Below are 24,664 nucleotides of genomic sequence, written 5' to 3'. Positions count from 1 at the left end.
ACTAAGTCTATAGCTTACCGATGCGGCGCAGACCCATGGCGAGGATGATGAGGAAGGTTCCTCGCAGCAGGAAGCTCAGGCCGACCGCCAATGCCAGGAAGGCAAGTCCGGTCGCGGGATCGCTGAACAGGAGGAGACCGCCCAGAACAGTGTCGAGAACGCCGAGTAGCAGGCGCCAGCCCCGGTCATGCGCAGACTGGAATGCGCCGACGATTTCGAAAACGCCGATGATGAGCAACCAGGCGCCGATCAGCGCGACGAGCGTCAAGGCCCCGGCGAAGGGATTGAAGAAAGTGATGGCGGCCGCGACGAGGCTCAGCACGCCGAGGAGGATCTCGATCCAGCGTGCGCGCCGGGAGAGCGAGGACAACCCGGCCGCGATAGCCAGTATTCCGTATATGAGGAGCGCCACGGCAAGGAAAACACCTGTCGCGAAGCCCGTCGCGATTGGGTTGAGGAGCGCAAAAACGCCGATCAGGATCACGAGCAGCCCATAAGCCAGGACCCAGCCCCAACTGGTCTCCAATGCCGGGTCGGCCATACCATAGGGGCTGGAATAGCGCCTCGATTGTGACGGCATGTGAAGGGCTCCTTCTTGGTGACTCGGAACTTTTGCTGTGAGCGTGTCGACTATTGCCAGAGTGCAACCTCAAGTCGAGCAGGAAGCGCTGATGTCGCAGGAGGCGTCGCTCAAGTGCGTGATGTGCATGAAGGCGGGTTTCAACGCACCAGTGCCACGCCCAGACGAAAACGGGTCGTATGGCGATCATAGTCGAGCAGATTCTCGCCATAGCCGATGAAGCTCTGGCCGAAGAGATAGAAGTCGGGTCCCCCGCCCAATAGCCGCGAGAGCGGATAGGAAAAATCGGCGGCGAGTGCGCCTTTGCCGCTGGAGACGCTGAACCGCGTGGATGTCGTAAGGCGTAGGCCGTCATCTTTCCCGACTTCCAGGAAGAGCGAGCTATTGCCTCTGTAGCGGCGGATATCGGGATTGTCGGATTTGTCGCCGACAAGGAGGGAGAAGCGCGGAGCTACCGACAGGCGATAGCCGCCGCCGAGCGGGAAGGCGGCCATCGGCGCCACATAGAGCGTGTTGAGGCTGCGGGAATCGAGACCGGAGCGACCGTTGGATTCATGGCGAAAGCCGCCCTGTGCGCTCAGCGAGATGCCGCGTGTCAACGTAGCTGAAGGGGTCAGGTAGAAGAGTTCCGGCTGATAGTCGATGTTACGAAACGGCGAGGAATCCGCGCCAAGATCCCAGAACATGCGCTGGGTATAGGCAAAATGCAGTCCGTCGCGCCAGGAAAGTGGCAAGCCCTGGGCGCGTCTCGTTCCGAAAATCTGATATTTGAAGCTGATCTGGATGCGTGCGGCGCTGTCGGTGCCCGGACCATAGACAGCATAGATCGGTTCATAGGCCGACAGGTTGGCGAAAAAGGCGTTGCCCGCCGACCGGTCCGAGGGAGGCGGCACAGCCTTGTTTTCCAACCCCGGCGCGTTGGGAGGCCCGGATTGCGCGGAGGTGTTCGTGGCTATTTGCGCCCCTCGGTCCGCGGGCCGCAATGCCAGCGTGATCTGCCGCGTGCCCCATGCGGGAACGGAGATCGCGGCGCCTTCCAGCGACAGATTGGTCCTCCGCGCAAGCCGGTAGGTCGCGCGCGTGAAACCGCCAGGTGGAATGATCGGGTTTGGAGGCGTCGTCGCCATGCGCTCCAGCCAGGCGGTGCGAGAGACGCCGCTCTGCTCCACCTGCGCTTCGATGCGGTCCGGAAGGGCCATGCCCTGCGGATCGCCGCTGTCATTGAGCAGGCGCAGATCGACTAGGACAGCGCCGGTTTCGTCCTCCTGCCCGGCATCGCTGATCAGGATTTCGACGGGCGATGCGGCATGAGCCGCGGCAGGGACGGCAAGCGCGATGGTGGCAAGGCTTATCGCGCGCCTCATGATGGATTCTCCCCCAGCACGTGCAAGGTGTGGAGCGCGATCATCCGTTCCTCGTCGGTGGGAATGACGCGCACCGCGACATGGCTGCCGGGCGTGCTGACAAGCGGGGCGCCGGCAGCGTTCGCCTGTTCGTCGAGTTCCACGCCCAGCCATGCGAGGCGTGCGCAGATACGCTGGCGCATCGCGGCGTCGTTCTCTCCGATCCCGGCGGTGAAGACGATGCCGTCCAGCCCGCCCATCGACGAGGCGAGCGCGGCCGTCTCGCGCGCGGCGCGCCAGGCGAACAGCGCCATGGCTTCTTCCGCTTCCGGCGCATCGCTGGCCGCGAGCGCCCGCATGTCGCTCGACAGGCCGGACACGCCGAGCAGGCCGGACTGCCGGTAAAGCATGTCCTCCACATCGGCCGCGCTCATGCCCATGCGGAGCTGAAAGTGCAGGATCACGCCGGGATCGATAGTGCCGCAGCGCGTGCCCATCACCAGGCCGTCGAGCGCAGTGAAGCCCATGGTCGTATCGACGCTCCTGCAGTCCCGCATGGCGCAGAGGCTGGCCCCGTTGCCCAGGTGCGCCGCGACCACGCGGCCCGCGGCCAGCGCCGGGTCGATCTCCGCGAGACGCATTGCGACATATTCATAGGACAGGCCGTGAAAGCCGTAGCGGCGGATGCCCTGATCGTGGAACTTGCGCGGGATGGCCAGGCGCGAGGCGACGTCCGGCTTGTCGTGGTGGAAGGCCGTATCGAAGCAGGCGACCTGCGGCAGGTCGGGTTTCAGCTTCGCGATCGCGCGGATCGCCGCGAGGTTGTGCGGCTGATGCAGCGGGGCGAGGGGGCACAGCGTTTCCAGCCTGTCCAGCAGGTCGGCATCGACCAGGCGGGGCGTGACGAAGTCCAGGCCGCCATGCACCACGCGATGGCCGATGGCGATCACGTCCCGCCCTTCCAGCGGATGGTCTCCTGCCCAGGCGAAGAGGTCCATAAGCAGGTCGGCATGGCTGAGCGCGGCGCCGTCCGGCCAGTCCCGCTCGATGAGCGTTTCCCCCGTCGCGGAGCGGGCCCGCAGGCTGGGCGCGATGCCGATCTTCTCGATCTTGCCGCCTGCCGAGAGCGTCAGCCCGTCCCGGCCATCGAGCGTGAACAGCGAGAACTTGATGCTGGACGAACCGGAGTTGATGGCGACGACGGCTTTCATGCGCTCGCCGCTCCCGGCAGGCCGGGCGCGGCCTTGGTGGCGGCGCGCGCCATCAGCACCGCGACCGCGCAGGAGGCGAGGCGGGTGCGCAGGCTGTCGGCCCGGCTGGTGAGGATGATCGGCACGCGCGCGCCCATCACGATGCCCGCCGCGTCCGCGCCGCCCAGGAACGTCAACTGCTTGGCCAGCATATTGCCCGCTTCCAGGTTGGGCACGACGAGGATTTCGGCCTTGCCCGCCACCAGCGAGACGATGCCTTTCTCCTTGGCGGCGGCTTCGCTGATCGCGTTGTCGAAAGCCAGGGGCCCGTCCAGAATGCCGCCCGTGATCTGCCCGCGATCCGCCATCTTGCACAGGGCGGCAGCGTCCAGCGTGGATTGCATCGCGGGATTGACCGTCTCCACGGCGGAAAGGATCGCCACTTTCGGCTTCTCGATGCCGATGACATGGGCAAGGTCGATGGCGTTGCGGATGATGTCCGCCTTTTCATCGAGCGTCGGGGCGATGTTGATCGCGGCATCCGTGATGATGAGCGGCGTCGGATGGCCCGGCACGTCCATGATATAGGCATGGCTGATCCGCCGTTCGGTCCGCAGGCCCGTGGCGGAGCGCACGATGGCGCCCATCAGTTCGTCGGTATGGAGCGAGCCTTTCATCAACAGCTTCGCTTCGCCGCCGCGCACCAGGTCCACGGCCTTTGCCGCCGCTTCGTGGCTATGGGCGGCGGATACGATGCGGAAAGGCGAAATGTCCTTGCCGGCGTCTTCGGCCGCCTTGCGGATCTTCGCTTCCGGCCCGACCAGGATCGGCATGATGAGATTGGCTTCGGCGGCTTCAATCGCGGCCAGCATGGCGGCCGCGCTGCAGGGATGAGCCACCGCCGTCGGTTCCGGCACGCCATTGGCGGTCATCTCGATCAGCTTGCGGTAGCCGTCATGGTCGCGCAGGCTGACCTCCGGCAGCGCCGCACGGGGGCGGCGGACCTTCTCGGCCGGCGCCTTGACTTCGGCCTGGCCGCTGATGACTTCCTCGCCGTCCTGGTTGACGCAGCGGCAATCGAACAGGATATCATGGTGCGCGCGTTTTTCCGCCACCGTCACCGACGCCGTGATCGTGTCGCCAAGGCCTACCGGCCGCGTGAACTGCAGCGACTGGCTGAGATAGATCGCGCCGGGGCCGGGCAGTTCGGTGCCCAGCACGGCGGAGATGAGACCGCCGCCCCATAGTCCGTGCGCGATGACGCGGCGGAACATGTCGGTCGCGGCATAGTCGGCGTCCATATGCGCCGGGTTCACGTCGCCGGACACGAGCGCGAAAAGCTGGATGTCCTCTTCGGTCAGCGTGCGCGAGATACTGGCGGTATCGCCCACTTTTATCTCGTCGAAGGTGCGGTTCTCGATCATGGTTCCGTCAGTCATTGCTCAATGCTCCAGCACATAATGGCCGGGAGCATCGGCGATCGCCGCATAGCCCTTGTCCGCTGCGCCCATGGGCGGCGGCGCACCAGGTTCTCCCGAACGCGCGGCCAGCCATTCTCCCCACGCCGTCCACCATGAGCCTTGCTTTTGCTCGGCGCGGCTTGCCCATTCTTCGGGATCGTAGGAGGTGCCGTCGACCTCGCGGGTCAACACGCGGTAGCGGCGGCCCTTGTGGCCCGGTTCCGAAACGATGCCGGCATTGTGCCCGCCGCTGGTCAGGACGAAAGTGATCTCGGCCCCGGTCAGCAGGTGGATCTTGTGGACGGAATGCCACGGCGCGACATGATCGCGCTCGGTTCCGACCACGAACAGCGGTTTGCGGATGGAGGCAAGGTTGATGGTTCGCCCATCCACCCGGTATTTTCCTTCGGCCAGGTCGTCGTCGAGGAACAGGCGGCGCAGATACTGGCTGTGCATGGCATAGGGCATCCGTGTGCCGTCGGCGTTCCAGGCCATGAGGTCGTTCATCGGTTCGCGCTCGCCCATCAGGTAGGTGGCGAGCACACGCGACCAGACCAGGTCGTTGGAACGCAAGACCTGGAAGGCGCCGCCCATCTGGCTGCTGTCCAGATAGCCCCGGCTCCACATCATGTTCTCCAGCAGGTTGAGCTGGCCTTCGTCGATAAACAGGCCCAATTCCCCCGGCTCGCTGAATTCCGTCTGTGCGGCCAGCAGTGTGACGCTGGCGAGCCTGTCATCTCCGTCGCGCGCCATGGCCGCGGCCGCGATGGAAAGCAGCGTGCCGCCAAGGCAATAGCCCATGGCATGGATGCCCGTCGCGCCGGTGATCGCCGTCACCGCATCGAGCGCCGCCATCGGTCCGAGGTGCCGGTAGGCGTCCATGTCGAGGTCACGGTCGGCACTGCCGGGATTGTGCCACGAAATCATGAACACGGTGAAGCCTTGCGCCGTCAGCCAGCGGACCAGCGAGTTCTCGGGCGACAGGTCGAGAATATAGTATTTCATGATCCACGCGGGCACGATCAGGATTGGCTCGGGCCGCACGGTGTCCGTGGTCGGTTCATACTGGATCAGTTCGATCAGCTTGTTGCGGTAGACGACCTTGCCTTTGGCAGTGGCGACGTTTTCGCCCACGCGAAAGGCTTCGGCGCCGACCGGCGGCAGGCCGCGCGCCATGTGCTGCATGTCCTCGACCAGGTGCCGGAAGCCGTCGACCAGGCATTGGCCACCTGTTTCCGCGATCTTGTGTTGGAGAACGGGATTGGTGGCGAGAAAGTTGGTCGGCGCGAGCATGTCCAGCATCTGCCGTGCGGCGAATTCCACCATGTCTTCATGATGTTTCGAGACACCGCCAATGCCTGTCGTCGCGGCGTGCCACCATTGCTGGTTGAGCAGGAAGGCCTGAGCGACGAGATTGAAAGGTAATTCTTTCCAGGCGGGATCGGCGAAGCGCCGGTCCTGCGGCAATGGTTCGATGGCCGGTTCGGCCTCGCTGTCTTCCATGCGGCGCTGCAGATAGTCGAAAAGCCGGGCATGCTTGCGGATGGCCTTGGCGCCAAGCTGCATTTGTTTGCCCGGCGACGTGGCGAGATGAATCCCCCAATCGGCCATGGCAAGCAGGAGCGTGGCCGGCGAAAGGCCGAAAGTCGTCTGCGCGATGGCCGCCGATGCCGTGCGGTCGAGCGTTTCGCTGATTCCGTCCAGCGGATCGTCGGAAGGCGGAGGGGACGTGGCCATGACTATATACTCCGAGTTCCGCTGGAAGGTGCCTCGTCTCTCCGACAGGATTCCACAGCAGATGTTTGGGCCGCCCCTCCCGGTTCTTCTTATGCCGAACGGTACTGCATAGGTAAGATAGAATGCAAGCCGCACGGAGCTTGGTTGCGACCGGACGGCTGTCTGACGGCCAGTCGCAACCGCGGGCGCGGGGATATTCGGCCATGGCCTGCTGGAGAAAAAGGAGCCTCAATCATTGAGCGTAAAGCCACTAGGTATAGTTCACGATGGCGATGCATTGCCTGGAGATACAGTGTACGGCGGTCGTCATCCCGGGCAATTTTGCGGGAAATTGAAGGAGAATGGATGATCCGCGAGATCGCCATGATGGCAGCGGTTGCGCTGGTGCTGGCCGGCCGGGATGGAGACGCGTACTGACCCGGCTTTTGAGGGACCTTGGCGGAAATCTCGGGCATGATGCCCAACTCGTATCGCCGGCCGCGCGTTCGGAGAGCGAGCCGCTTGCGCCCGCGTCAATCGGACCGGTCGCAGTCGAGCGCGCGCCGACGGTTCTTTCGATCGCCGGGATCGAGAAGTCCTTTGGCAAGCGGAAGGTGCTTGACGATGTCGCGCTCGAAGTGCGGGCAGGCGAAATCGTGGGGCTTCTGGGGCCAAACGGGGCCGGCAAGACGCTCTGCTTCTATGCGATTGCCGGCCTGATGAGCGTGGATGCCGGCAGGATCGAGATTGGCGGTCAGGATGTCACCGCGCTTCCCATGGATCGAAGAGCGAAGCTGGGCCTCGGCTATCTTCCCCAGGAAGGATCGATCTTCCGCGGCATGACGGCTGCGGAGAATATCGCGGCCGTGCTCGAACTGCATATCGCCGATCGCGATGTAGCTGCCGCGCGGCTCGATGAACTTCTTGCCGAGTTCAATATCGCCCACATTCGCGACGTTCCCGCACAGCGGTTGTCCGGCGGGGAACGCAGGCGCTGCGAGATCGCCAGGGCCATGGCGGCAGCGCCCTCGGTCATCCTGCTCGATGAACCGTTCGCGGGCATCGATCCCATGTCGATCGCCGACGTCAAGGCGATGGTGCGAAAGCTCAAGCGAGAAGGCGTGGCGATCCTTCTGACCGACCACAATGTGCATGAGATGCTCGAACTGGTCGAGCGGGCCTATATCATCGATCAGGGCAGGATGCTGTTCGAGGGCGGCCCAGAAGCGGTACTCGACAACCCCGAAGTCCGGCATCGCTATCTTGGCGAGGGCTTCAGGATGTGAGGCGGTTACCGCGCCCTTCGTTCAGGAACGGAATGGCCTTTGCCATGAGGTCGAGCGCTCGCTCGATATAGGCAGCCTTTGTCCGGGTGGTGTTGTGCAGATCATGGCGCTGCAGGATGCGCTGGCGCGGCACGGTGACCAGCGCGTCGAAGAGAAAAGCAGCGAGGAACGGAAGATCGCCTGCTTCCTCGCTGTTCGGTTCGCTCGCCTCGGCAAGGATCGTCTGCATCAGATCGATGCCGAACTGGGTGCCGATCGCGGGCTGTGCCCGCATCATGCCCGGATTGTGGTTTGCCAGCCAGATGATGAGCGCTTCGATGCCCACGACATCGCCTTGAAGCGACAGGTCGAGCATCCTGCGAGCGATATAGGCGATTTTTTTGCGGGTGCTTCCTCGAGGGACCGATGCCGCGATCGGATCGAGATAGCGGGCAAGGCCGTGTTCCATGGCGGCGACGAGCAGGGCGAGCTTTGAGCCGAAGCGGGAATAGAGCGTTCGCTTCGATGTCTGTGCGGCGGCGGCGATAGCTTCCATACTCGTACCCTCGACGCCGCCGGCGATGAATTGGGCAAGCGCCGTCTCGAGGATATGATGTCCAAGCCGGGCTGCGACCTCCTGTGGCGGCCTTCCTCCCCTGGGATCGCGGGCAGGCAGACGCGAGCCGGTTCCCGATGCGGCGCCGTCATCTTTCATGAATCGCTCGCGGCCCATCGCTGCTTCATTCCAGCTTTCGCGCTTGATCGGCAAGTGATACCGGGCAATATCAAAACCACTAAGTGTAGATACTAATAGTCCGGAGAGGTGCTTGCCCATAGGCGTACCGCCTGTTTGAACCAGAATGGAACCGGACTAGATGGCTCGCCGCGCTCATATTACTGGCCGTTTATGCGGGTTCCGGGCCGTCATGGCGGCGATGATCGTGCCATCTTTCCTGTCCGGCTGTTCCTTCGCGCCGCCCAATGTCCGGCCGGCCCAGCCGGTGCCGCAGGACTATCCCGCGCCAGCCGCGCTGGGCGCGTCCATCGCGCGGATCGGTTGGCATGATTTCTTCCGGGAAGAGCATCTGCGTGCGCTGATCGCGGCCGCGCTGGAGAACAACCGCGATATCCGTATCGCCGCGGCCCGCGTCGATCAGGCGCGCGCGGCCTGGCGTATCGAGGGATCGGCGCTCTATCCCGAACTCAACGCCGTCGGCACCGGCACGCGGGGTCGTTCCATCATCAGCCTGCCGGGCGCAGGCACGCAGAGCTATGACATCAAGCAGGTCACCGCGCAGGTGAGCGCGAGCTGGGAAATCGATTTCTGGGGCCGTCTGCGCAACCTGAACGACGCCGCGCGCAATCGTTATCTGGCGACGGAAGAGGCGAAGCGCGCCGTTGCCACCGGCCTGATCGCGCAGGTCGCCAATGGCTATCTGCTGGAGCGCGAATATGAGGAACGCCTCGCGCTTGCCCGGCGGACGATCGTCACGCGCGAGGACTCGCTGCGGATCATGCGTCGCCGCTATGAAGTTGGTTCAGGTTCCAAACTGGAAATGACCCAGGCGCAGTTGCTGCTGGCGCAGGCGCAGGATGCGCTGCAAGCGCTTGAGCAGGACCGCGACGTGAACCGCAACGCGCTGGCGCTGCTGGTCGGGCGGCCCGTGGAGATCGTGCCTGGGCCCCTCGGTCTTGCCGAAACCGGACCGGATATCGCCCTTCCGCCGGGCTTGCCCTCCGACCTTCTGGTCAACCGGCCTGATATCGTGGCGGCGGAATATCAATTGCGGGCGGCCAACGCCGATATCGGCGCGGCGCGGGCGGCGTTCTTTCCCAATATCAGCCTGACGGGTGCCTTCGGCACGGCGAGTTCCGATCTCGACGGGCTGTTCGGCGACGGGAGCCGCGCGTGGAGCTTCACCCCGACGATCGCCCTGCCGCTGTTCAATGCGGGCCGCCTTTCCGGCAACCTCGATCTGGCGAAAGCGCGGCAGGTCGAAGCCGTGGCCAGCTATGAAAAGACCGTGCAGGGCGCGTTTCGTGATGTTTCCGACGCGCTGGTCCGGCGCCGGCAACTGGCGTTGCGGATCGACACCGCGCGCAGCTCGCTGGACGCCTTGCGCGAACGGGCTCGGCTGGCCGGGTTGCGGTTCGACAACGGGCGTTCGGCCTATCTGGAAGTGCTGGACGCGCAACGCGACCTTTTCGACACCGAACAGGCGCTGATCCAGTTGCGCCGCGCTCATCTGGCGAGCGGCATAGCCCTCTACGCGGCGCTTGGCGGGGGTCCCGCCGAAGTCGTCCACGACAGCAACGATCAAGGCGGAGAACACAGGTGATGACGGCGTCCCGGAAGACATGGCTCATCAGGGGCGGCATCGCGGCGGCGCTCGTCGTTGTAGCTCTGCTCCTTTGGCAGGTGCTCAAGCCCGGCGATTTGCCCGAAGGCATCGTCGGCGGTAACGGCCGGATCGAAGCGGTTGAAATCGACGTTTCCGCCAAATCGCCCGGCCGCATCCGCGAAATCCTGGTCGACGAAGGCGCGTTCGTGCAGGCGGGGCAAGTCGTCGCCCATATGGATACGGACGTGCTGAGTGCCCAGAGGGCCGAAGCCGAAGCGCAACTGGCGCAGGCGCTGAACGGCATCCAGATCGCGACCAGCCAGGTCGCGCAGCAGCAGAGCAACCGGGCGGCGGCTCTCGCCGGCGTCCGCCAGCGTGAGGCGGAGCTGAACGCGGCGCGCAAGCGGCTGGCGCGATCGGAAACGCTGGCGCGAGAAGGTGCGACCGCCGTGCAGGAACGGGATGACGATCAGGCCCGCGTCGAAGGCGCGGCGGCGGCAGTGGAGGCCGCTCGCGCCCAACTCGCGGCCGTCGACGCGGCGATCACGACGGCGCGCAACCAGGTGATCGGCGCGCGTTCGCAGGTCGATGCCGTGCGCGCCACCATCCAGCGGATCGAGGCCGATATCCGCGACAGCGACCTCAAGGCGCCGACGGCCGGCCGCGTGCAATATCGCGTCGCCCAGCCGGGCGAAGTCGTGGGTGGCGGCGGGCGCGTGCTCAACCTGGTCAATCTGGGCGACGTCTACATGACCTTCTTCCTGCCGGAAACGGTCGCGGGCAAGGTGGCGCTGGGCAGCGATGTACGCATCGTGCTCGATGCGCTTCCGGATCGTGCGATCCCTGCGAAAGTCAGCTTCGTTGCCGATGTGGCCCAGTTCACGCCCAAGACGGTGGAGACGCAAAGCGAGCGCCAGAAACTGATGTTCCGCGTGAAGGCGCAGATCGATCGCAAGTTGCTCGATCGCTATATCACCCAGGTCAAGACCGGCCTTCCGGGCATGGCCTATGTGCGGATCGATCCGAAATCCGAATGGCCCGCGAAACTGACCGTCAACGTGCCGCAATGACGGAAGCTGTCGCCCGCGTTTCGGGCGTGAGCCTGCATTACGGCAAGGTGCTGGCGCTCGATGATGTGAATCTTGAAATCCCCGCCGGGCGCATGGTGGCGATGATCGGCCCGGACGGCGTCGGCAAGTCCAGCCTGTTTTCCCTGATCGCGGGCGCGCGAGCCATCCAGGAGGGCCGGGTCGAGGTGCTGGGCGGCGACATGGCCGAGGCCCGCCACCGCAACGCCGTGTGTCCGCGCATCGCCTATATGCCGCAGGGGCTGGGCAAGAACCTCTATCCTACGCTCTCCATCGACGAAAATCTCGAATTCTTCGGGCGGTTGTTCGGGCAGGACGCGGCCGAACGCGAGCGCCGCATTGCCGACCTCACCGAAAGCACGGGCCTCGCGCCGTTCCGCAAGCGCCCGGCGGGCAAGCTTTCGGGCGGCATGAAGCAGAAGCTCGGCTTGTGCTGCGCGCTCATCCACGATCCCGATTTCCTGCTGCTGGATGAGCCGACAACCGGCGTCGATCCCATGTCGCGCGCGCAATTCTGGGATCTGATCGACCGCATCCGCGCGAACCGCCCGCACATGAGCGTGCTGGTCGCCACGGCCTATATGGAAGAGGCCGAACGCTTCGACTGGCTGATCGCGATGGACGCGGGAAAGGTGCTGGCCACCGGCACCGCAGCCGACTTCTATGCACGCACCGGCGAACAGTCGCTGGAACAGGCGTTTATCTCGATGCTTCCCGAGGAGCGCCGCCGCGGGCACAAGCCGGTGGAAATTCCGCCGCGCAGCGACGGCGGCGAGGCCGAGATCGCCATCGAGGCGCAGGGGCTCACCATGCGTTTCGGCGATTTCACGGCAGTCGATCATGTCGATTTTCGCATCGAGCGCGGCGAGATCTTTGGATTCCTCGGCTCCAACGGCTGCGGCAAGTCAACCACCATGAAGATGCTGACCGGCCTGCTGAAAGCCAGCGAAGGCCAGGCCTGGCTGTTCGGCCGCGAGGTCGAGAATGACGACATGGCGACGCGCCGGCGCGTCGGCTATATGAGCCAGGCCTTCTCGCTCTACTCGGAACTGACGGTCCGGCAGAACCTCGAGCTGCATGCCCAGCTCTTCCATGTTCCCGCCGAAGACGTGCCGGCCCGCGTGAGGGAAATGGCGCAGCGGTTCGGCCTGGATGGCATCATGGATGCGTTGCCCGGCGCCTTGCCGCTGGGCCAGCGCCAGCGGCTCAGCCTAGCCGTCGCCATGATCCACAAGCCGGAAATGCTGATCCTCGATGAACCGACGTCCGGCGTCGATCCGATCGCGCGGGACCAGTTCTGGCAGATGATGATCGACCTGTCCCGGCGCGACAAGGTGACGATCTTCATTTCCACGCACTTCATGAACGAAGCGGAGCGGTGCGACCGCATATCGCTGATGCATGCGGGCAAGGTGCTGGTCAGCGACACTCCCGCCGCCATTGTCGAGAACCGCGGCGCGGCGGACCTGGAAGAAGCGTTCATCGCCTATCTTCAGGATGCGAGCGGCGAGACGCCGACAGAAAAGAGGGACGATCCGGTTCCTGCGGGCGCGCCTGCCGCGGCCGATCAGGACATTTCGGCTGCACCGGCCCGCTCCCCATGGTTCATGCGGCGCCGGATGATGAGCTATGCCCGGCGCGAAGGGCTGGAATTGCGCCGTGATCCCATCCGCGCCACTCTGGCTCTGCTCGGCAGCGTCATCCTGATGTTCATCATGGGCTATGGCATCAGCATGGACGTGGAGGACTTGCCGTTCGCCGTGCTGGACCGCGACGGCACGACCACCAGCGAGAACTACGTCCTCAACCTGGCCGGATCGCGCTATTTCATCGAACGGCCGCCGATCACCGACTATAGCCAGTTGGACCGGCGGATGCGCTCGGGCGAACTGAGCGTGGCCCTGGAGATTCCGCCCAATTTCGCGCGCGACCTGCGCCGGGGCGTGCCGGTGCAGATCGGTGTATGGGTCGATGGCGCCATGCCGCAGCGGGCTGAGACCGTGCAAGGCTATGTCCAGGCCCTGCATGCCCACTGGCTCAGTGAAATGGCCGTGCAGGAAACAGGTGCGCGGCCATCGATGGGTCTCGTCAATATCGAGCTGCGCTATCGTTACAATCCGGACGTGAAAAGCCTTGTGGCCATCGCGCCGGCCGTGATTCCGATGATGCTGCTCTTGTTCCCGGCGATGCTGACGGCTTTGAGCGTGGTGCGGGAAAAGGAGCTGGGATCCATCGTCAATTTCTACGTGACGCCGATCAGCAAGGTGGAATTCCTGCTGGGCAAGCAGCTTCCCTATGTCGCGCTCGCCATGCTGAACTATGTCCTGCTGGTGTTCCTCGCCGTCACGATGTTCGGCGTGCCGTTGACGGGCAGTTTCCTCGCGATGACGCTGGGCGCTCTCTTCTATACGCTGTCGGCGACGGCCATCGGCCTGCTGTTCTCCATCTTCATGCGCAGCCAGATTGCCGCGATGTTCGCCACCGCCATCGGCACGATCCTGCCCGCCGTGCAGTTTTCCGGCCTGATCAACCCGGTGTCCTCGCTCGAGGGGGCGGGCGCGGTGATCGGATCGATATATCCCGCGACCTGGTTCGTCACCATCTGCCGCGGCGTCTTTTCCAAGGGGCTGGGGTTCGCCGACCTCTGGCCCGACCTTCTCGTGCTGTTCGCGACGTTTCCCGTCATCCTGGCGCTGTGTGTCGCGTTGCTGCGCAAGCAGGAGAGCTGATATGCGCCACGCGGCCAACATCTACCGGCTCGGCATCAAGGAACTGCGCAGCCTGTGGCGCGATCCGATGATGCTGTTCCTGATCCTCTATTCGTTCTCGGTGGGGATCTACGTCGCGGCAACCGCCATGCCGGAAACGCTGCACAAGGCGCCTATCGCGATCGTCGATGAAGACCAGTCGCAGCTTTCCAGCCGGATAACCGGCGCCTTTTATCCGCCGCACTTCACGCCCCCTTCGATCGTGGGACTGAACGAAGTGGACAAGGGGCTGGATGCCGGGCGCTATACGTTCGCTCTCGACATCCCGCCCGATTTTCAGCGAGACGTACTTGCGGGACGCCAACCCGGCTTGCAGCTCAACGTTGACGCTACGCGGATGAGCCAGGCTTTCACGGGCGGCGGCTACATCCAGCAGATCGTGCAGGGCGAAGTTGCCGAATTCATGAAAGGCACGCGTGCGAGCACGCCGGTCCCGGTCGAGCTGGCGCTGCGCGTGCGGTTCAATCCTACGCTGGCGCAAAGCTGGTTCGGCGCGGTCATGGAAATCATCAACAGCGTCACCATGCTGTCGATCGTGCTGACGGGCGCGGCCCTGATCCGCGAGCGCGAGCACGGCACGATCGAACATTTGCTGGTGATGCCGGTGACGCCATTCGAGATCATGGCCAGCAAGGTCTGGGCCATGGGGCTCGTTGTCCTGGTCGCCTGCGCTTTCGCGCTTTTCGCGATGGTGGAAGGGGTACTGTCCGTTCCCGTCGAAGGGTCGATCGCGCTGTTCCTCGCCGGAGCGGGGCTGCACCTGTTCGCCACGACCTCCATCGGCATCTTCATGGGGACGATCGCGCGCTCCATGCCGCAGTTCGGCTTGTTGCTGATGCTGGTGCTGCTGCCGTTGCAGATGTTGTCCGGCGGTTCGACGCCGCGCGAAAGCATGCCTGAGTTCGTCCAGACGGTCATGTTGGCCGCGCCCACCACCCATTTCGTGAAGATGGCGCAGGCCATCCTTTACCGGGGCGCGGGCTTTGACGTGGTCTGGCCCCAGTTCCTGGCTATCATTGCTATCGGCGCGATCTTCTTCGCCATTGCGTTGGCGAGGTTCCGGCGAACCATCGGCACGATGGCGTGAGGAGGCAGTCGAATGTCAGAACACCAAATTGCGTGGGGCATCGTAACGATGCTTCAGACTAACGATTGCCGAACGGTTCCGCGCAGGTTTCGCAGGAGAATAATACCGGCGGCGGTGTCACGGATCCTGAGCCAGGTTTTCGAAACAGCGAATCCACGATTGCCCTAGCAGCCTCACGCGTCAGCCATAGCGCTGGCTGACGGCTGTGAATGCCCCCTATCTCCCATAGGTATCACAACGGCTTCTTCTGGCACGTTTGCCGGTGCACGGCCAACACAACCCAAGGAGGATGCCATGTATGTCAATGCCAGACTGCGTGAGACACTCTCACGCTTCAATGTCGCTTCTTCAATGGAAGCGCTGCTCGCCGCCTTAGCTGATGCCGCCACGAAAATGGGCTTCCCCTATGTCGCGATGATCCAACATGGCGGCCTCCCACGCTTGGTCGAACGGGCGCTGGTTATTACCAACTATCCGGCGGAGTTCGTGCGTTTCTACACCGAGAGCCACGCGTACGTCATCGATCCAGTCTATGAGGTGAGCCAGTTGCTGGACCGCCCGTTCAGCTGGGACGAGATTCCCGGTTATGTCGATCTCACAGGCACACAATCAGCCCTGTTCGAAGAAGCGCGGCTGCATGGTCTCGTCCACGGTGTCACCGTGCCGCTCCACATACCGAGCGAATCCCATGCGTCTTGCACTTTCGCACGCGCGGAGCCGATCATGGCTTCGCCATCGCTACTGACGACGCTCCACATCGTCGCTGCCTTCGGGTTCAAGGCGGGCCTCAGACTACATCATGCCTCGCGCGGACATGACGTACCCAGGCTCACGCGCCGCGAAGCTCAATGCACGGCATTGGTCGCCGTCGGCAAGAGCGATTGGGAGATCAGCCAGATACTCGGTCTGAGCGAGACCTCGGTGCGCTATTTCGTCTCCCACGCAAAGCAGCGTTACGGCGTCTACAAGCGCTCAGAGCTTGTCGCCAGGGCGCTCATCGACGCGCAGATCCTTCGAAACGACCAAGGGATCATTGAGGCTGGACCCCGCCGCCCGCGCCACAGGGCGAAACGGCGCAGTCCTTGACAGTCCTGTCGGTGTCGCCGTGTTGCGCATCCCGTCAATTGGCCCGCGAACCGCCATGCCTAGGGCGGATAAGTGTATTGACCTACGGTCGCACGATCCAGTTTGCCGAGCTCTGATAATGCCAAGCAAGGCTTAGCTAATTTCGAAATTAATAAACTCGACAGTAGTTTCCCAATCTGTCAAAATGCATAGCATGGCTTCGCAAACATTAGGAAAATTAAACCGGCTGCAACGGGATCTCCCAGAGAGCCTGCTGGTCGACGCGGCATGGATGGAAGCCCATGGTTACTCATCATCGCTGCGGAGCCAATATGTTCGCGCGGGATGGCTCGATAGCCCGACCCGGCGCGTCTATCGCCGCTCGCGTGGACCGCTCACCTGGGAACAGGCCGTTATCTCACTGCAATCCCTGTTGGACCTGCCTTTGACAGTTGGCGGGCGCACAGCGCTCGAACAGCAGGGCTACGCTCATTATCTCTCCATAACGGTGCGCGAAGTCCATCTCTATGGGCCAAGCCGGCCGCCGACATGGCTCGACAGCCTGCCACTCGATGTCTCGTTCCGCTGGCATAACAGCCTCCGGCTGTTTCCAGTCGACGGCGAGATTCCTCCCGAGCCTGCGCCCCGGATGTCCAGCACCGCCGGCACGACCTTGCCGATCCGCTGTTCGAGCAAGGAACGCGCCGTTCTCGAACTGCTCGATGAGCTTCCCCATGAGAGCTTCCATCAGGTCGACATGCTGATGGAAGGAATGAGCGACCTCAGCCCACGTCGCCTTCAGACACTTCTTGAGGCGTGCGCGAGCGTAAAAGTGAAGCGTCTCTTCCTCTTCTTCGCGGATCGCCATGGCCATGCCTGGCGTTCGAAGCTCGATGTTTCCCGCCTGGATCTCGGATCGGGCAAACGCGTCCTGGTCAAAGGAGGGAAGCTCGACCGGCGCTACAACATCACCGTGCCCTCCGACCTGGCGGGAGAATAGCTGTATGGCGTTTCTCGACGGCTACCGGAGACAGGTCGCTCTTCTTCTGCGTGTTATGCCTCACGTCGCGAAGGAGGATATCTTCGCGCTGAAAGGCGGAACAGCGATCAATCTGTTCGTGCGTGACCTGCCGCGACTTTCGGTGGACATCGACCTCACCTATCTGCCGATCGAGGACCGCGCGACCTCGCTCGCCACGATCGATGCGGCGATGCTGCGGATCAAGGAACGCATCGAGGAAGGACTGGTCGGAGCCAGGATTCATGCGTCGCGTTCCGCTGACGAAAAAATCGTCACCAAGCTCATCGTTCGTGCGGATGATGTGCAGATCAAGATCGAGGTCACGCCAGTGTTGCGCGGGACGGTCTATGATCCCGTCGTTATGGGTGTCGTTCCCGCAGTCGAGGACGCCTTTGGTTTTGCTGAGATTCAGGTGGTGTCCTTCGCCGATCTCTATGCGGGAAAAATCGTGGCGGCGCTCGACCGGCAGCACCCTCGCGACCTCTTCGACGTCCGCGACTTGCTGGCGAACGAAGGCGTCACAGACGATTTGCGACGTGCATTTCTCGTCTACCTCGCCAGCCATAATCGCCCGATGGCCGAGGTTCTCGCTCCCGCCCGTAAACCGCTCGCCGAGGAGTTCGAGCGCGGTTTCGTCGGAATGACTCACCAGCCGATCACTCTGGCGGAACTGGAATCAGCGCGTGAAGACATCATCGCGTGCATGGTTGCCGGGATGCCTGACACTCATCGGCAATTCCTTGTCGGCTTCAAGCGTGGTGAACCGGACTGGGCGCTTGCGGGCATTGATGAGGCGAGGCGACTGCCCGCGGTTTTGTGGAAGCAACGTAACCTGGACCGGTTGGACCCTGGCAAGAGGCAGGAGCTTGTTGCCGCGTTGGAGAAGCAATTGCTGCCGGGATAGGTCAGGCGCCCCTCCGACGCCTGCAGGTCAGCCTGTTTGCGGCGAGCAGCGCGGAAGGGTGGTGGTTAGGTGAAGTGCGGGAGCAGCGAGGAAAGGGTGGAGGTGATGGGAGAGGGAGCCGCTCGCGTTTGGGACCAGCAGGTACATTGAAGGCTTACGGTTCGACATGGATTTTGGCGGAATGGCCGGGCAATGTCTTTCCGCCAGCGCTGGCTATATTCTTGGTGATGCAGGCGCGCGAACATAGCGCACAGCGTGGTCGAGGCGCTCCGCCGCGTCGGCCTCGCTGATGCGGAGGCGGCGTGCGATCTGGCCAACGGTAAAGCCGTCATTGCGATGAAGGAACAAGGCCCGCATGGTCAGGTGCGGTAGATCGGTAAAAACAGAATCCCATACCTCGCCTTCTTCCCCCATCTTGCCCGACGACCCCATGACCCTCTCAATCACATCGTGGAGATCGGCAGCAGCGGGTTCCTGCAAGGCGTATAGGATCGCCAAGGACTGCTCCATCATTTCCAGCGCTTGTTCTTTTAATTCGTCGTTGCCCGGCTCGTTACCGCTCCCCATGCTCTCACCTCCTTCTTAGTTGCAGAGGAGCATGACAGAAATCGCGGGATTTTCATCAACAACAACCCCCAACTTGGATATTGTTGTGCGCTGGCTCTTTGCGCGAAGGTGCCATGCGCTATTTTATGGTTTCCGAGCCGTTAGCCGGACTTCAGATTTTGAAAACATCATGACTGCCAGCCTTACAGGTCGCGCCGCCGCTCGCATCAGCGGAGGTGCCGAGAAGGGGGTTGCCCGGGGATGGAGATGCTCGAGATATGGAAAATGCACGGTCTCGTGCCGACCTTGTAAGTCATATGCCCAGCAGAAGCGGCTGAGACGCAGTCCGTGTTGGACACCGCAAAAGCTGTCCCAACCGCGACATTTACCGGAACTGGCAAGAACGACCGTCATGCATTGACATTGGTGACGGTTATTGCGGCGGCGCCAATACCCTCTCTCTGGAATTGACGCCGCCACATCGATCCCTGTTCGCAAAGATGGGTCAATGCCGATAGATTAGAAGCGTTGTTCCCAATCGGTTTCCAGATCGAGCCGATTCACAAATGATGGAACACCGACAGAATTCTGCTATAGTCCTCCAGTGAGGATATAGCGATGAACAACGCCGCCCATATTCAAGCGCCCGAACCGGCATCGCCTCGGCTGAAACCGGCCGATTGGCTTTGGCGTCCGTGGTACGCGAAGCTGTGGTGGTCGGCAATTCCGGTCTGGTGGATCGGCATGGCTGCATCGACCAGGATCGCGCCGCTTGAGGCGTTCTACGACAGCGCGGCGGCCGGTTTTCTCAACGTCCTGTTCTTCCCGATGATGGCGCTTATGGTGCTCGGAATCGGCTATGCACAGCATTGGCTCGCGCAGTTTCCAAAGCAGGGTGACGGAACTTCGCTGTCCGATGAAACGGTAGCTAGAATCGCCGATGTATGGGAGGAGCATGATCGGGCAATGGAGGATCTCCATGCCAGCTCCGATATTCTCGATCCGAGGTCTGGTGCATTGTGGATCGGAAATCCTTTGAGCTCTCACTGGCCTCACAAACGACTTTAACGCTTCTTGAAGCTACTGTCCCCGTCGCCGGGGCTGTTATCGAGATCGGTCGAGAACCGACCACTTTTCAGGACGGAATTCTGTTCGATTGAGGTGAGCGGACCGGTGATATCGAACGTAGCTCGCCCGGAATCCGCATCCTGCAGGTAGCGATTGCGCATCCCGTTCGGGCCAAGAATGCGTTCCGATAGTTCGCGCGAGAAGGCCGCTTCCGGGCTGCCGGAGCGGGCAGCCGCCCGTTCAGCCGCTGCTATTGCATTGCGGACGTCGTAGTTCACGATATCAATCGCTGACTGCGCCGTCTCGCTCGTGGTGCCAACGTCACGGCTCTCAAACCCAAGACTCCCACCGACACGCCCCGATGTGGAGCGTCCCTTTTGGGTGATCGGGCTTTGGTTCGATTGTTGCCCTTTGCCGCTAGGTTGTCCGCGACCGCCCGTCGCTTCCGACTCATTGGCACTGATAGTGCCGCCAACATGAGCGCCGATAGTGGTCCCCATCGTGGTCTGGTCCTGCGCGGATCGTGAGAGCCCGCGCTGCCATCCGGTCTGCGCGATGATCGCCTGGACGTCGCGCGTAAGCGTATCGGCCACCTGCGGGTTAAGCCGCCAGTTGCCATGCCGATCCATCTCGAACCCGCCGCGCAGCCAGTTCTGCATCATCGCCTGGCCCTGTTCGCCGCTGCTGAGGAAGTGTTCAATGGTGTCAGGGCCTGCCTGCTTGCCCGCCTCGAACCGCGTGGAGGTGTCGTTGCGTGCCGATTGCTGGAACCCGACCGAGCTGGAGACGAGAAGATCGTTGTCGGCGAACGAGAACCTTGCCCGCCCGCCATTGGCGACCGCGCCGAGCTGGCTTTCGTTGATGAGCCCGCCACGCCACATCTGCGCCGCCGTCTCCGGGGTAAGATTGAGGCTCAGATCGCCATTCTGCGCCATGGCGATCTCGCGCTTCGACATGTCCACCCCATGATCGGCCAGCAACTTCTGCATGCGGGTCAAGCGCTCATTGTCGATGATCCGCGTCAACCGTTCGTTGCGGGCGCGATCAGCGATGCCTGCCGCGCCGCCTTCGGCCATATCGACCTGATTGCCGGCACCCTGGCTGAGCGTGCGGATGAAGCTGTCGAGATGTGCGGCCTGTCGCACCGACATGCCCGCCGCGGCCGCGCCTTCCGCGAACCCGGCGTTGTCGGCCTGCCGCCGCTGCTCACCGATCCGGGCGGCGGACCGTGTCCCGTCGTGACCGACCTCACGCTGCGCGTCGAGCTTGCCCGACCGTTCGGCAAAATCGAAGCCCGCTGCCTCGCGGGTGCGCCCATAGACGCTGGTGCCCTCGCGCGCGGCCTCGGCGGTCGCACCGTCGGCGGTGCCGACCTGCACGGCGGCATTGTAGGTTTCGAGCGCCCGCATGACCTGCGCTTCATTTCTGCCCGTTGCGCGCGACAGTTGGGAAATGGCGGTGGAGCGAGCCTCTCCGGATAGCGCGTTGATAAAGGCGACGCGTCGGGAGGTTTCCTGAACGGAGAGGCCGAGCATGGAGGAAGCGTTGCGCTGGCCCTCATTGCTGCCGGTCCTATGCGCCTGCTCGGTCGCGACATTGCCGCGCTCGATCCGCCTTACATTGTCGCCAGCAAAATCGCGCCTGCCTTCCATCGCGCCGACCTGGATCTGCGCGCCGGTCAGATCGTTCCTCAGCATCTGCTCCTGGTCGAAGGTATTAGCGATCAGCTTGGCGAAGGTCGGATCGGCCGACGCCTGCGCGATCACCGTCGAGGCTTTGAGCGCGGCATCCTGCTGGTCGTAGCCGCTCCTCTCGAAATGCCGCTGCGCGCCGGACAGCATCATGTCATAGGCGCGGGTATCCCCGAACGCCTTCCACTGGACCATCTTCTGCGCGAAGGCGGCGAAGGCGCGCTCCCCGGACTGTCCCTCGCCAAAATAGCCGGTGCCAAGGCTGCGCAGCGCATCCTTCTCGGCAAAATTATGGATGGCGCTCGTCGTCGCATTGTCGCGCACGGCGCGCACGGTCGCGGGATCGGTGAGGCTGCGGCCGGTGAGGGCAGGGGAGAGGCCGCCCAGTTCGCGCGCCGCATCGAGCTTGCCCAAGCCGAACGCGGCCGTCCCGCTGGCGCCGCCGCCATGTTCGCCGAGCACGCTGCTCGCCGCACCGAACGCCCGATTGGCGCCGAAGGTCGTGCGTTCGCCGAAGTCCCCGAAGTTCGAGGCCGCGCCCCGGCGCGCCATCGTGCCCGCAGCCCCCGCCTGCGCTTCGAGCGCGCCGGCATAGCCTTCGCTGGTGGCAAGCGGCGCTGCCGCCGCCGTGCCCTGGCCCTGCACGCCGAGCGCGCCGGATGTGAACGAGGTGAATACATTGCCGGAGAAGCGGAACACGGTGAACACGAAAGCGCCTGCCAAACCGGCAGATGCGGTGCGGAAACTCCCGAAGATGGCGAGCGCCTTCATCGCGGACGACGGCGCCAGCATCCAGGCATTGGCCGCGACATGGTTGGCGCGCATCTCGGCCAGCACATCGGTCGCGCGGCCGAGCGTCAGCTGATAGATCCCGGCGTCGATCACGCCCCAGAGCGCCACGAACACGAACAGGCCGAGCGCGAAGCTTGCGACGCGCAGGTTGATCGGGGTGAGGATGAACAGCAGCGCGACGGGCATCATGAACAGCATGATCCCGAACACCGTGGCGCGGATCGTCGGCATCCACTCGTTCGCGGTGGACATGGTGGCAAGGCCGGACGAGACGACCGCGCGATTGGCCATGACGCGCGCGGCGGTGGCGGGGCTATCCTCGAACAATACGTCGCCCACCGTGCTGCCGAGCATCACGTTGGTCAGGAATTGCTGGAGCGAGAGCGGCGTATCCATCATCATCTGGCCGAGTTCGCCGATGTTGGACCGGCAGCGCTGAAGCTGGGTCGCATTGCCGATGTCGTAGCCGGTGCGGGTGCAGACCTGCGCGACATAATTGTCGAACAGCGCGGGCTCCGAAAGGCGTGTCGAGATATGCTCCCAGGCCTCATTGCAGCTCACGGTCGTGCCGCCCTTGTCGGTAGCGGTGAACACGGTGCTGAAGGTCGCCGGTCCGGCCATTGCCGCAAAGGCGCCAGGAAGATCGGTCGCCGTGCGGAACAGCTGATCGTCGTCGACCCCATAGGCCGGTGAAACCCGCGCGACCGGATAGCATTGCCGGACATAGTCCTTGATCGTCGCATCGAGGAAGGTGTCGGTCATCGGCCCGCGCGGGGATGCGGCATTGAGGAACAGGTCGAAACTGTGCCCGCCCGCGCCAAATTCCAGCTTGGCATGCGGATCGGTGGTGTTGTCGTCGATCACCTCCGCGAGCGCGCGTTCCATCATGTTGGTCATGCCCGCGACCAGCACGATGAGGTTCGGCACATCGCCGACCGGCTGATAGGCGTTGCGGACGCGGTCATAGACATGGACCGTGCCGGTAGTCGCGACCAGGCCGACGAACAGCCCGACGCCGATCAGCATCTGGAACCCGAAGGTGACGATACCCATGCCTTGCCCGCGGATGCTCGCGAGCAGCACGCCGACCGCGATGCCCACCACCGCGACGATCAGCACCAATGTCTCGTAACGCGAGTCACCGAAGATCATCGAGACGAGGCGGAAGGCATCCACCGTCTCGGCAAAGCCGTCATAGGTGTGGAAACTCGCATCGATCGCCAGGGCGGGACTGGCCGCGAAGAGAGCGATCAGGACCGAGAGAGCGCGAACGAGGCGATGCATGACGCGGCCCTCCGTCAGCGGTTGCGGTTGGCGGCGGCGCCGGCGGCGTCGCGCGCATCGCGGTCGCGCTGGCGCACGACCCCGGCATAGTTGGCCGAGAGGTTCGCCTGGTTGAGAGCGGCCATGTAGGATTGGCGCATCTGCGCGCGCTGGCGCAGCACCTCGTCGCGCAGCCCGCTCAATTGCTCGATGCCCTTGGCGAGGATGCGAGTCTGGCAGATCCTGGCGCTGCCGGCATCGGCCGCACCGGCGGCGGTCACGCCACGTTCGGCATTGGACACGGCAAAATCTATGCTGCGCGTGAGGTCGTTGAGCATCTGGTATGCGAGCGTCAACGCGACCAGTTCGTCGGTATCGCCGATCACGCTCTCGACCAGCCCCTGGCGCACGCCCCATTCCAGAAGACGATAGACGGGGAGGGTGCGCACATTGGCGACGAACTGCCGCTCCTCTGCCGTCAACGCCGCGCGCGTGCGAATCTTGACCGCGATCGACTCCATCCGGCCGCGTGCGAGCACCAGTGCGCCCTTGCCGCTGCCGTCGGTCGAGCAATCGGCCGCGGTCGGCGGCACTGCGATCGCGCGGGTCTGGACCTTGCCGGTCAGGAAATCGTCGACACTCTCGGTGTCCTGCCGTGCGCAGGCGGGGATGGCGGTGAACAGCGGAACCTTGTCCGCCGGGTCCCAGCGCATATAGACGTCGCCAACGCGGGCGCGCATGACGCCGGCCCAGTCGGACGCGCCGACACGCGCGGCGGCGTGGGCTAGCAGCGAGCCGGTCTTGAAGATATCCGTGACTTCCGCCGGGCAGTTTTCCAGCGCGTCGCGCAAATCCTCGGTCGGATTGCCCTGGTTCGCCTGGATCTTCTCGCGGCTCTGCTGATAGCTCTTGGAAAAGCCCTCCCGCACGCTCTTATAGCCGGTCATTTCCTCGATGATGCCCGACATATTGTCATCGCCCTTGGCGATCTGCACCATGCGGTTGGCGAGGCGGCAATCGTTGACCTGGATCGAGTTCAGGAAATTGGTGGCGGCCTCCATCTTCGAGATGATGTTACCCATCTTCTCGTCGAGCGTTTCCAGCAGATACTGGAAAGCGACCGCCGGGGCAGCCTGAAGGATGCTTTCGAGCTTCTGGACGAGATAGTCGGGGTCGAGGAACGACATGCCGCCCAAAAACATATCGATCCCTCCGCAGCCCGCGCGGACCTTGGGCAGCGTGACGCTCATCAGATAGTCGTTATGGACGTCGATCCGGCCCGACATACCGCCCGCGGTGATATAGCCGCGGGTCTGATCCTCGAAAGAGCCCGGGCTGGTGTAGGTCACATTGTCGAACCAGCTCTCGGCCCAGCTTTGCGCGGAAGCCGGGGTGGCAAAGGAAAGGCATGCCAGCAGAGGGAGGGTGAGCAGGGGCAGGCGGCGACGCGGCGAAGTCATGGCAGAGAGCCTTCG

The 24,664-nt window shown here is 63.5% G+C and carries 18 protein-coding genes; 9 read left to right on the top strand and 9 right to left on the bottom strand.

Annotated elements, in window-relative coordinates; translation table 11 throughout:
* Window positions 1–7: 7 nt before the first annotated feature.
* From ATN00_RS14850 to ATN00_RS14830, 5 genes are all read right to left on the bottom strand, one after another.
* Entirely contained in the window at window positions 8–580 is a 573-nt protein-coding gene (locus ATN00_RS14850) for an HdeD family acid-resistance protein (RefSeq protein WP_021246274.1), read from the bottom strand.
* A gap of 140 nt (window positions 581–720) precedes the next feature.
* Window positions 721–1,944 carry a phospholipase A gene (locus ATN00_RS14845; RefSeq protein ID WP_030090399.1) on the bottom strand — a complete coding sequence of 408 codons (1,224 nt, stop codon included), beginning with the start codon at window positions 1,942–1,944 and terminating at the stop codon, window positions 721–723.
* Window positions 1,941–3,134 (bottom strand): acetate/propionate family kinase, encoded by a 1,194-nt coding sequence (locus ATN00_RS14840; protein WP_030090400.1) that lies wholly within the window; start codon window positions 3,132–3,134, stop codon window positions 1,941–1,943. Before ATN00_RS14840 ends, ATN00_RS14845 begins: the two co-directional genes overlap by 4 nt.
* Complete coding sequence (locus tag ATN00_RS14835) at window positions 3,131–4,552, bottom strand: bifunctional enoyl-CoA hydratase/phosphate acetyltransferase (protein ID WP_030090401.1); 1,422 nt, start codon at window positions 4,550–4,552, stop codon at window positions 3,131–3,133. Before ATN00_RS14835 ends, ATN00_RS14840 begins: the two co-directional genes overlap by 4 nt.
* A gap of 3 nt (window positions 4,553–4,555) precedes the next feature.
* On the bottom strand, window positions 4,556–6,310 hold the full coding sequence (locus tag ATN00_RS14830) for a PHA/PHB synthase family protein (RefSeq protein ID WP_030090402.1): 1,755 nt from the start codon (window positions 6,308–6,310) through the stop codon (window positions 4,556–4,558).
* A gap of 515 nt (window positions 6,311–6,825) precedes the next feature.
* On the opposite strand from ATN00_RS14830, the gene lptB reads away from it, so the two are divergent.
* A complete protein-coding gene (gene lptB / locus ATN00_RS14825; protein ID WP_047169120.1) occupies window positions 6,826–7,575 on the top strand; it encodes an LPS export ABC transporter ATP-binding protein in 750 nt (249 codons plus the stop codon).
* On the opposite strand, the gene ATN00_RS14820 is transcribed toward lptB, so the two are convergent.
* Complete coding sequence (locus tag ATN00_RS14820) at window positions 7,565–8,389, bottom strand: TetR/AcrR family transcriptional regulator (protein WP_231746292.1); 825 nt, start codon at window positions 8,387–8,389, stop codon at window positions 7,565–7,567. The two genes, lptB and ATN00_RS14820, sit on opposite strands and share 11 nt — an antisense overlap.
* Before the next feature lie 40 nt (window positions 8,390–8,429).
* On the opposite strand from ATN00_RS14820, the gene ATN00_RS14815 reads away from it, so the two are divergent.
* From ATN00_RS14815 to ATN00_RS14785, 7 genes are all read left to right on the top strand, one after another.
* Window positions 8,430–9,893 carry an efflux transporter outer membrane subunit gene (locus ATN00_RS14815; protein WP_231746291.1) on the top strand — a complete coding sequence of 488 codons (1,464 nt, stop codon included), beginning with the start codon at window positions 8,430–8,432 and terminating at the stop codon, window positions 9,891–9,893.
* A complete protein-coding gene (locus tag ATN00_RS14810) occupies window positions 9,893–10,966 on the top strand; it encodes an HlyD family secretion protein (RefSeq protein ID WP_021246282.1) in 1,074 nt (357 codons plus the stop codon). The genes ATN00_RS14815 and ATN00_RS14810 overlap by 1 nt, the downstream gene beginning before the upstream one ends.
* Window positions 10,963–13,713, top strand: a complete 2,751-nt coding sequence (rbbA, locus tag ATN00_RS14805) for a ribosome-associated ATPase/putative transporter RbbA (protein WP_030538167.1) — start codon at window positions 10,963–10,965, stop codon at window positions 13,711–13,713. Before ATN00_RS14810 ends, rbbA begins: the two co-directional genes overlap by 4 nt.
* A gap of 1 nt (window position 13,714) precedes the next feature.
* A complete protein-coding gene (locus ATN00_RS14800; protein WP_030090407.1) occupies window positions 13,715–14,839 on the top strand; it encodes an ABC transporter permease in 1,125 nt (374 codons plus the stop codon).
* Window positions 14,840–15,133: 294 nt separating this feature from the next.
* Window positions 15,134–15,925: a helix-turn-helix transcriptional regulator gene (locus ATN00_RS14795; protein WP_013846843.1), complete on the top strand. Its 792-nt coding sequence runs from the start codon at window positions 15,134–15,136 to the stop codon at window positions 15,923–15,925.
* 193 nt (window positions 15,926–16,118) lie between these two features.
* Entirely contained in the window at window positions 16,119–16,904 is a 786-nt protein-coding gene (locus ATN00_RS14790; RefSeq protein WP_021690794.1) for a type IV toxin-antitoxin system AbiEi family antitoxin, read from the top strand.
* A 4-nt stretch (window positions 16,905–16,908) separates the two neighbouring features.
* Window positions 16,909–17,829 carry a nucleotidyl transferase AbiEii/AbiGii toxin family protein gene (locus ATN00_RS14785; protein WP_013846841.1) on the top strand — a complete coding sequence of 307 codons (921 nt, stop codon included), beginning with the start codon at window positions 16,909–16,911 and terminating at the stop codon, window positions 17,827–17,829.
* A gap of 213 nt (window positions 17,830–18,042) precedes the next feature.
* Here ATN00_RS14785 and ATN00_RS14780 read toward each other — a convergent pair whose 3' ends face one another.
* Window positions 18,043–18,396, bottom strand: a complete 354-nt coding sequence (locus ATN00_RS14780; protein WP_013846840.1) for a hypothetical protein — start codon at window positions 18,394–18,396, stop codon at window positions 18,043–18,045.
* A 597-nt stretch (window positions 18,397–18,993) separates the two neighbouring features.
* On the opposite strand from ATN00_RS14780, the gene ATN00_RS14775 reads away from it, so the two are divergent.
* Window positions 18,994–19,443: a hypothetical protein gene (locus tag ATN00_RS14775; protein WP_013846839.1), complete on the top strand. Its 450-nt coding sequence runs from the start codon at window positions 18,994–18,996 to the stop codon at window positions 19,441–19,443.
* On the opposite strand, the gene ATN00_RS14770 is transcribed toward ATN00_RS14775, so the two are convergent.
* On the bottom strand, window positions 19,440–23,210 hold the full coding sequence (locus tag ATN00_RS14770; protein ID WP_062066084.1) for a conjugal transfer protein TraG N-terminal domain-containing protein: 3,771 nt from the start codon (window positions 23,208–23,210) through the stop codon (window positions 19,440–19,442). The genes ATN00_RS14775 and ATN00_RS14770 overlap by 4 nt on opposite strands.
* Window positions 23,211–23,224: 14 nt before the next feature.
* Window positions 23,225–24,649: a conjugal transfer protein TraH gene (locus ATN00_RS14765; RefSeq protein ID WP_062066081.1), complete on the bottom strand. Its 1,425-nt coding sequence runs from the start codon at window positions 24,647–24,649 to the stop codon at window positions 23,225–23,227.
* Window positions 24,650–24,664 lie beyond the last annotated feature (15 nt).

Origin of the sequence: Sphingobium baderi, from assembly GCF_001456115.1 — a bacterium.
In the GTDB taxonomy this organism is placed as follows: Bacteria; Pseudomonadota; Alphaproteobacteria; order Sphingomonadales; family Sphingomonadaceae; genus Sphingobium; species Sphingobium baderi_A.
The sequence above is the reverse complement of the archived record's forward strand: the minus strand, read 5'-3'. Positions and strand labels throughout refer to the sequence as shown.

Excerpts from the sequence above, each read along its gene's own strand:
- ATN00_RS14830 (WP_030090402.1), bottom strand. The coding sequence starts at position 6,310 with ATGGCCACGTCCCCTCCGCCTTCCGACGATCCGCTGGACGGAATCAGC.
- ATN00_RS14775 (WP_013846839.1), top strand. The coding sequence starts at position 18,994 with ATGAACAACGCCGCCCATATTCAAGCGCCCGAACCGGCATCGCCTCGG.
- ATN00_RS14795 (WP_013846843.1), top strand. The coding sequence starts at position 15,134 with ATGTATGTCAATGCCAGACTGCGTGAGACACTCTCACGCTTCAATGTC.
- ATN00_RS14815 (WP_231746291.1), top strand. The coding sequence starts at position 8,430 with ATGGCTCGCCGCGCTCATATTACTGGCCGTTTATGCGGGTTCCGGGCC.
- ATN00_RS14800 (WP_030090407.1), top strand. The coding sequence starts at position 13,715 with ATGCGCCACGCGGCCAACATCTACCGGCTCGGCATCAAGGAACTGCGC.
- ATN00_RS14790 (WP_021690794.1), top strand. The coding sequence starts at position 16,119 with ATGGCTTCGCAAACATTAGGAAAATTAAACCGGCTGCAACGGGATCTC.
- ATN00_RS14810 (WP_021246282.1), top strand. The coding sequence starts at position 9,893 with ATGACGGCGTCCCGGAAGACATGGCTCATCAGGGGCGGCATCGCGGCG.
- ATN00_RS14785 (WP_013846841.1), top strand. The coding sequence starts at position 16,909 with ATGGCGTTTCTCGACGGCTACCGGAGACAGGTCGCTCTTCTTCTGCGT.
- ATN00_RS14765 (WP_062066081.1), bottom strand. The coding sequence starts at position 24,649 with ATGACTTCGCCGCGTCGCCGCCTGCCCCTGCTCACCCTCCCTCTGCTG.
- ATN00_RS14845 (WP_030090399.1), bottom strand. The coding sequence starts at position 1,944 with ATGAGGCGCGCGATAAGCCTTGCCACCATCGCGCTTGCCGTCCCTGCC.
- ATN00_RS14850 (WP_021246274.1), bottom strand. The coding sequence starts at position 580 with ATGCCGTCACAATCGAGGCGCTATTCCAGCCCCTATGGTATGGCCGAC.
- ATN00_RS14820 (WP_231746292.1), bottom strand. The coding sequence starts at position 8,389 with ATGGGCAAGCACCTCTCCGGACTATTAGTATCTACACTTAGTGGTTTT.
- ATN00_RS14780 (WP_013846840.1), bottom strand. The coding sequence starts at position 18,396 with ATGGGGAGCGGTAACGAGCCGGGCAACGACGAATTAAAAGAACAAGCG.
- ATN00_RS14840 (WP_030090400.1), bottom strand. The coding sequence starts at position 3,134 with ATGAAAGCCGTCGTCGCCATCAACTCCGGTTCGTCCAGCATCAAGTTC.
- ATN00_RS14835 (WP_030090401.1), bottom strand. The coding sequence starts at position 4,552 with ATGACTGACGGAACCATGATCGAGAACCGCACCTTCGACGAGATAAAA.
- rbbA (WP_030538167.1), top strand. The coding sequence starts at position 10,963 with ATGACGGAAGCTGTCGCCCGCGTTTCGGGCGTGAGCCTGCATTACGGC.
- ATN00_RS14770 (WP_062066084.1), bottom strand. The coding sequence starts at position 23,210 with ATGCATCGCCTCGTTCGCGCTCTCTCGGTCCTGATCGCTCTCTTCGCG.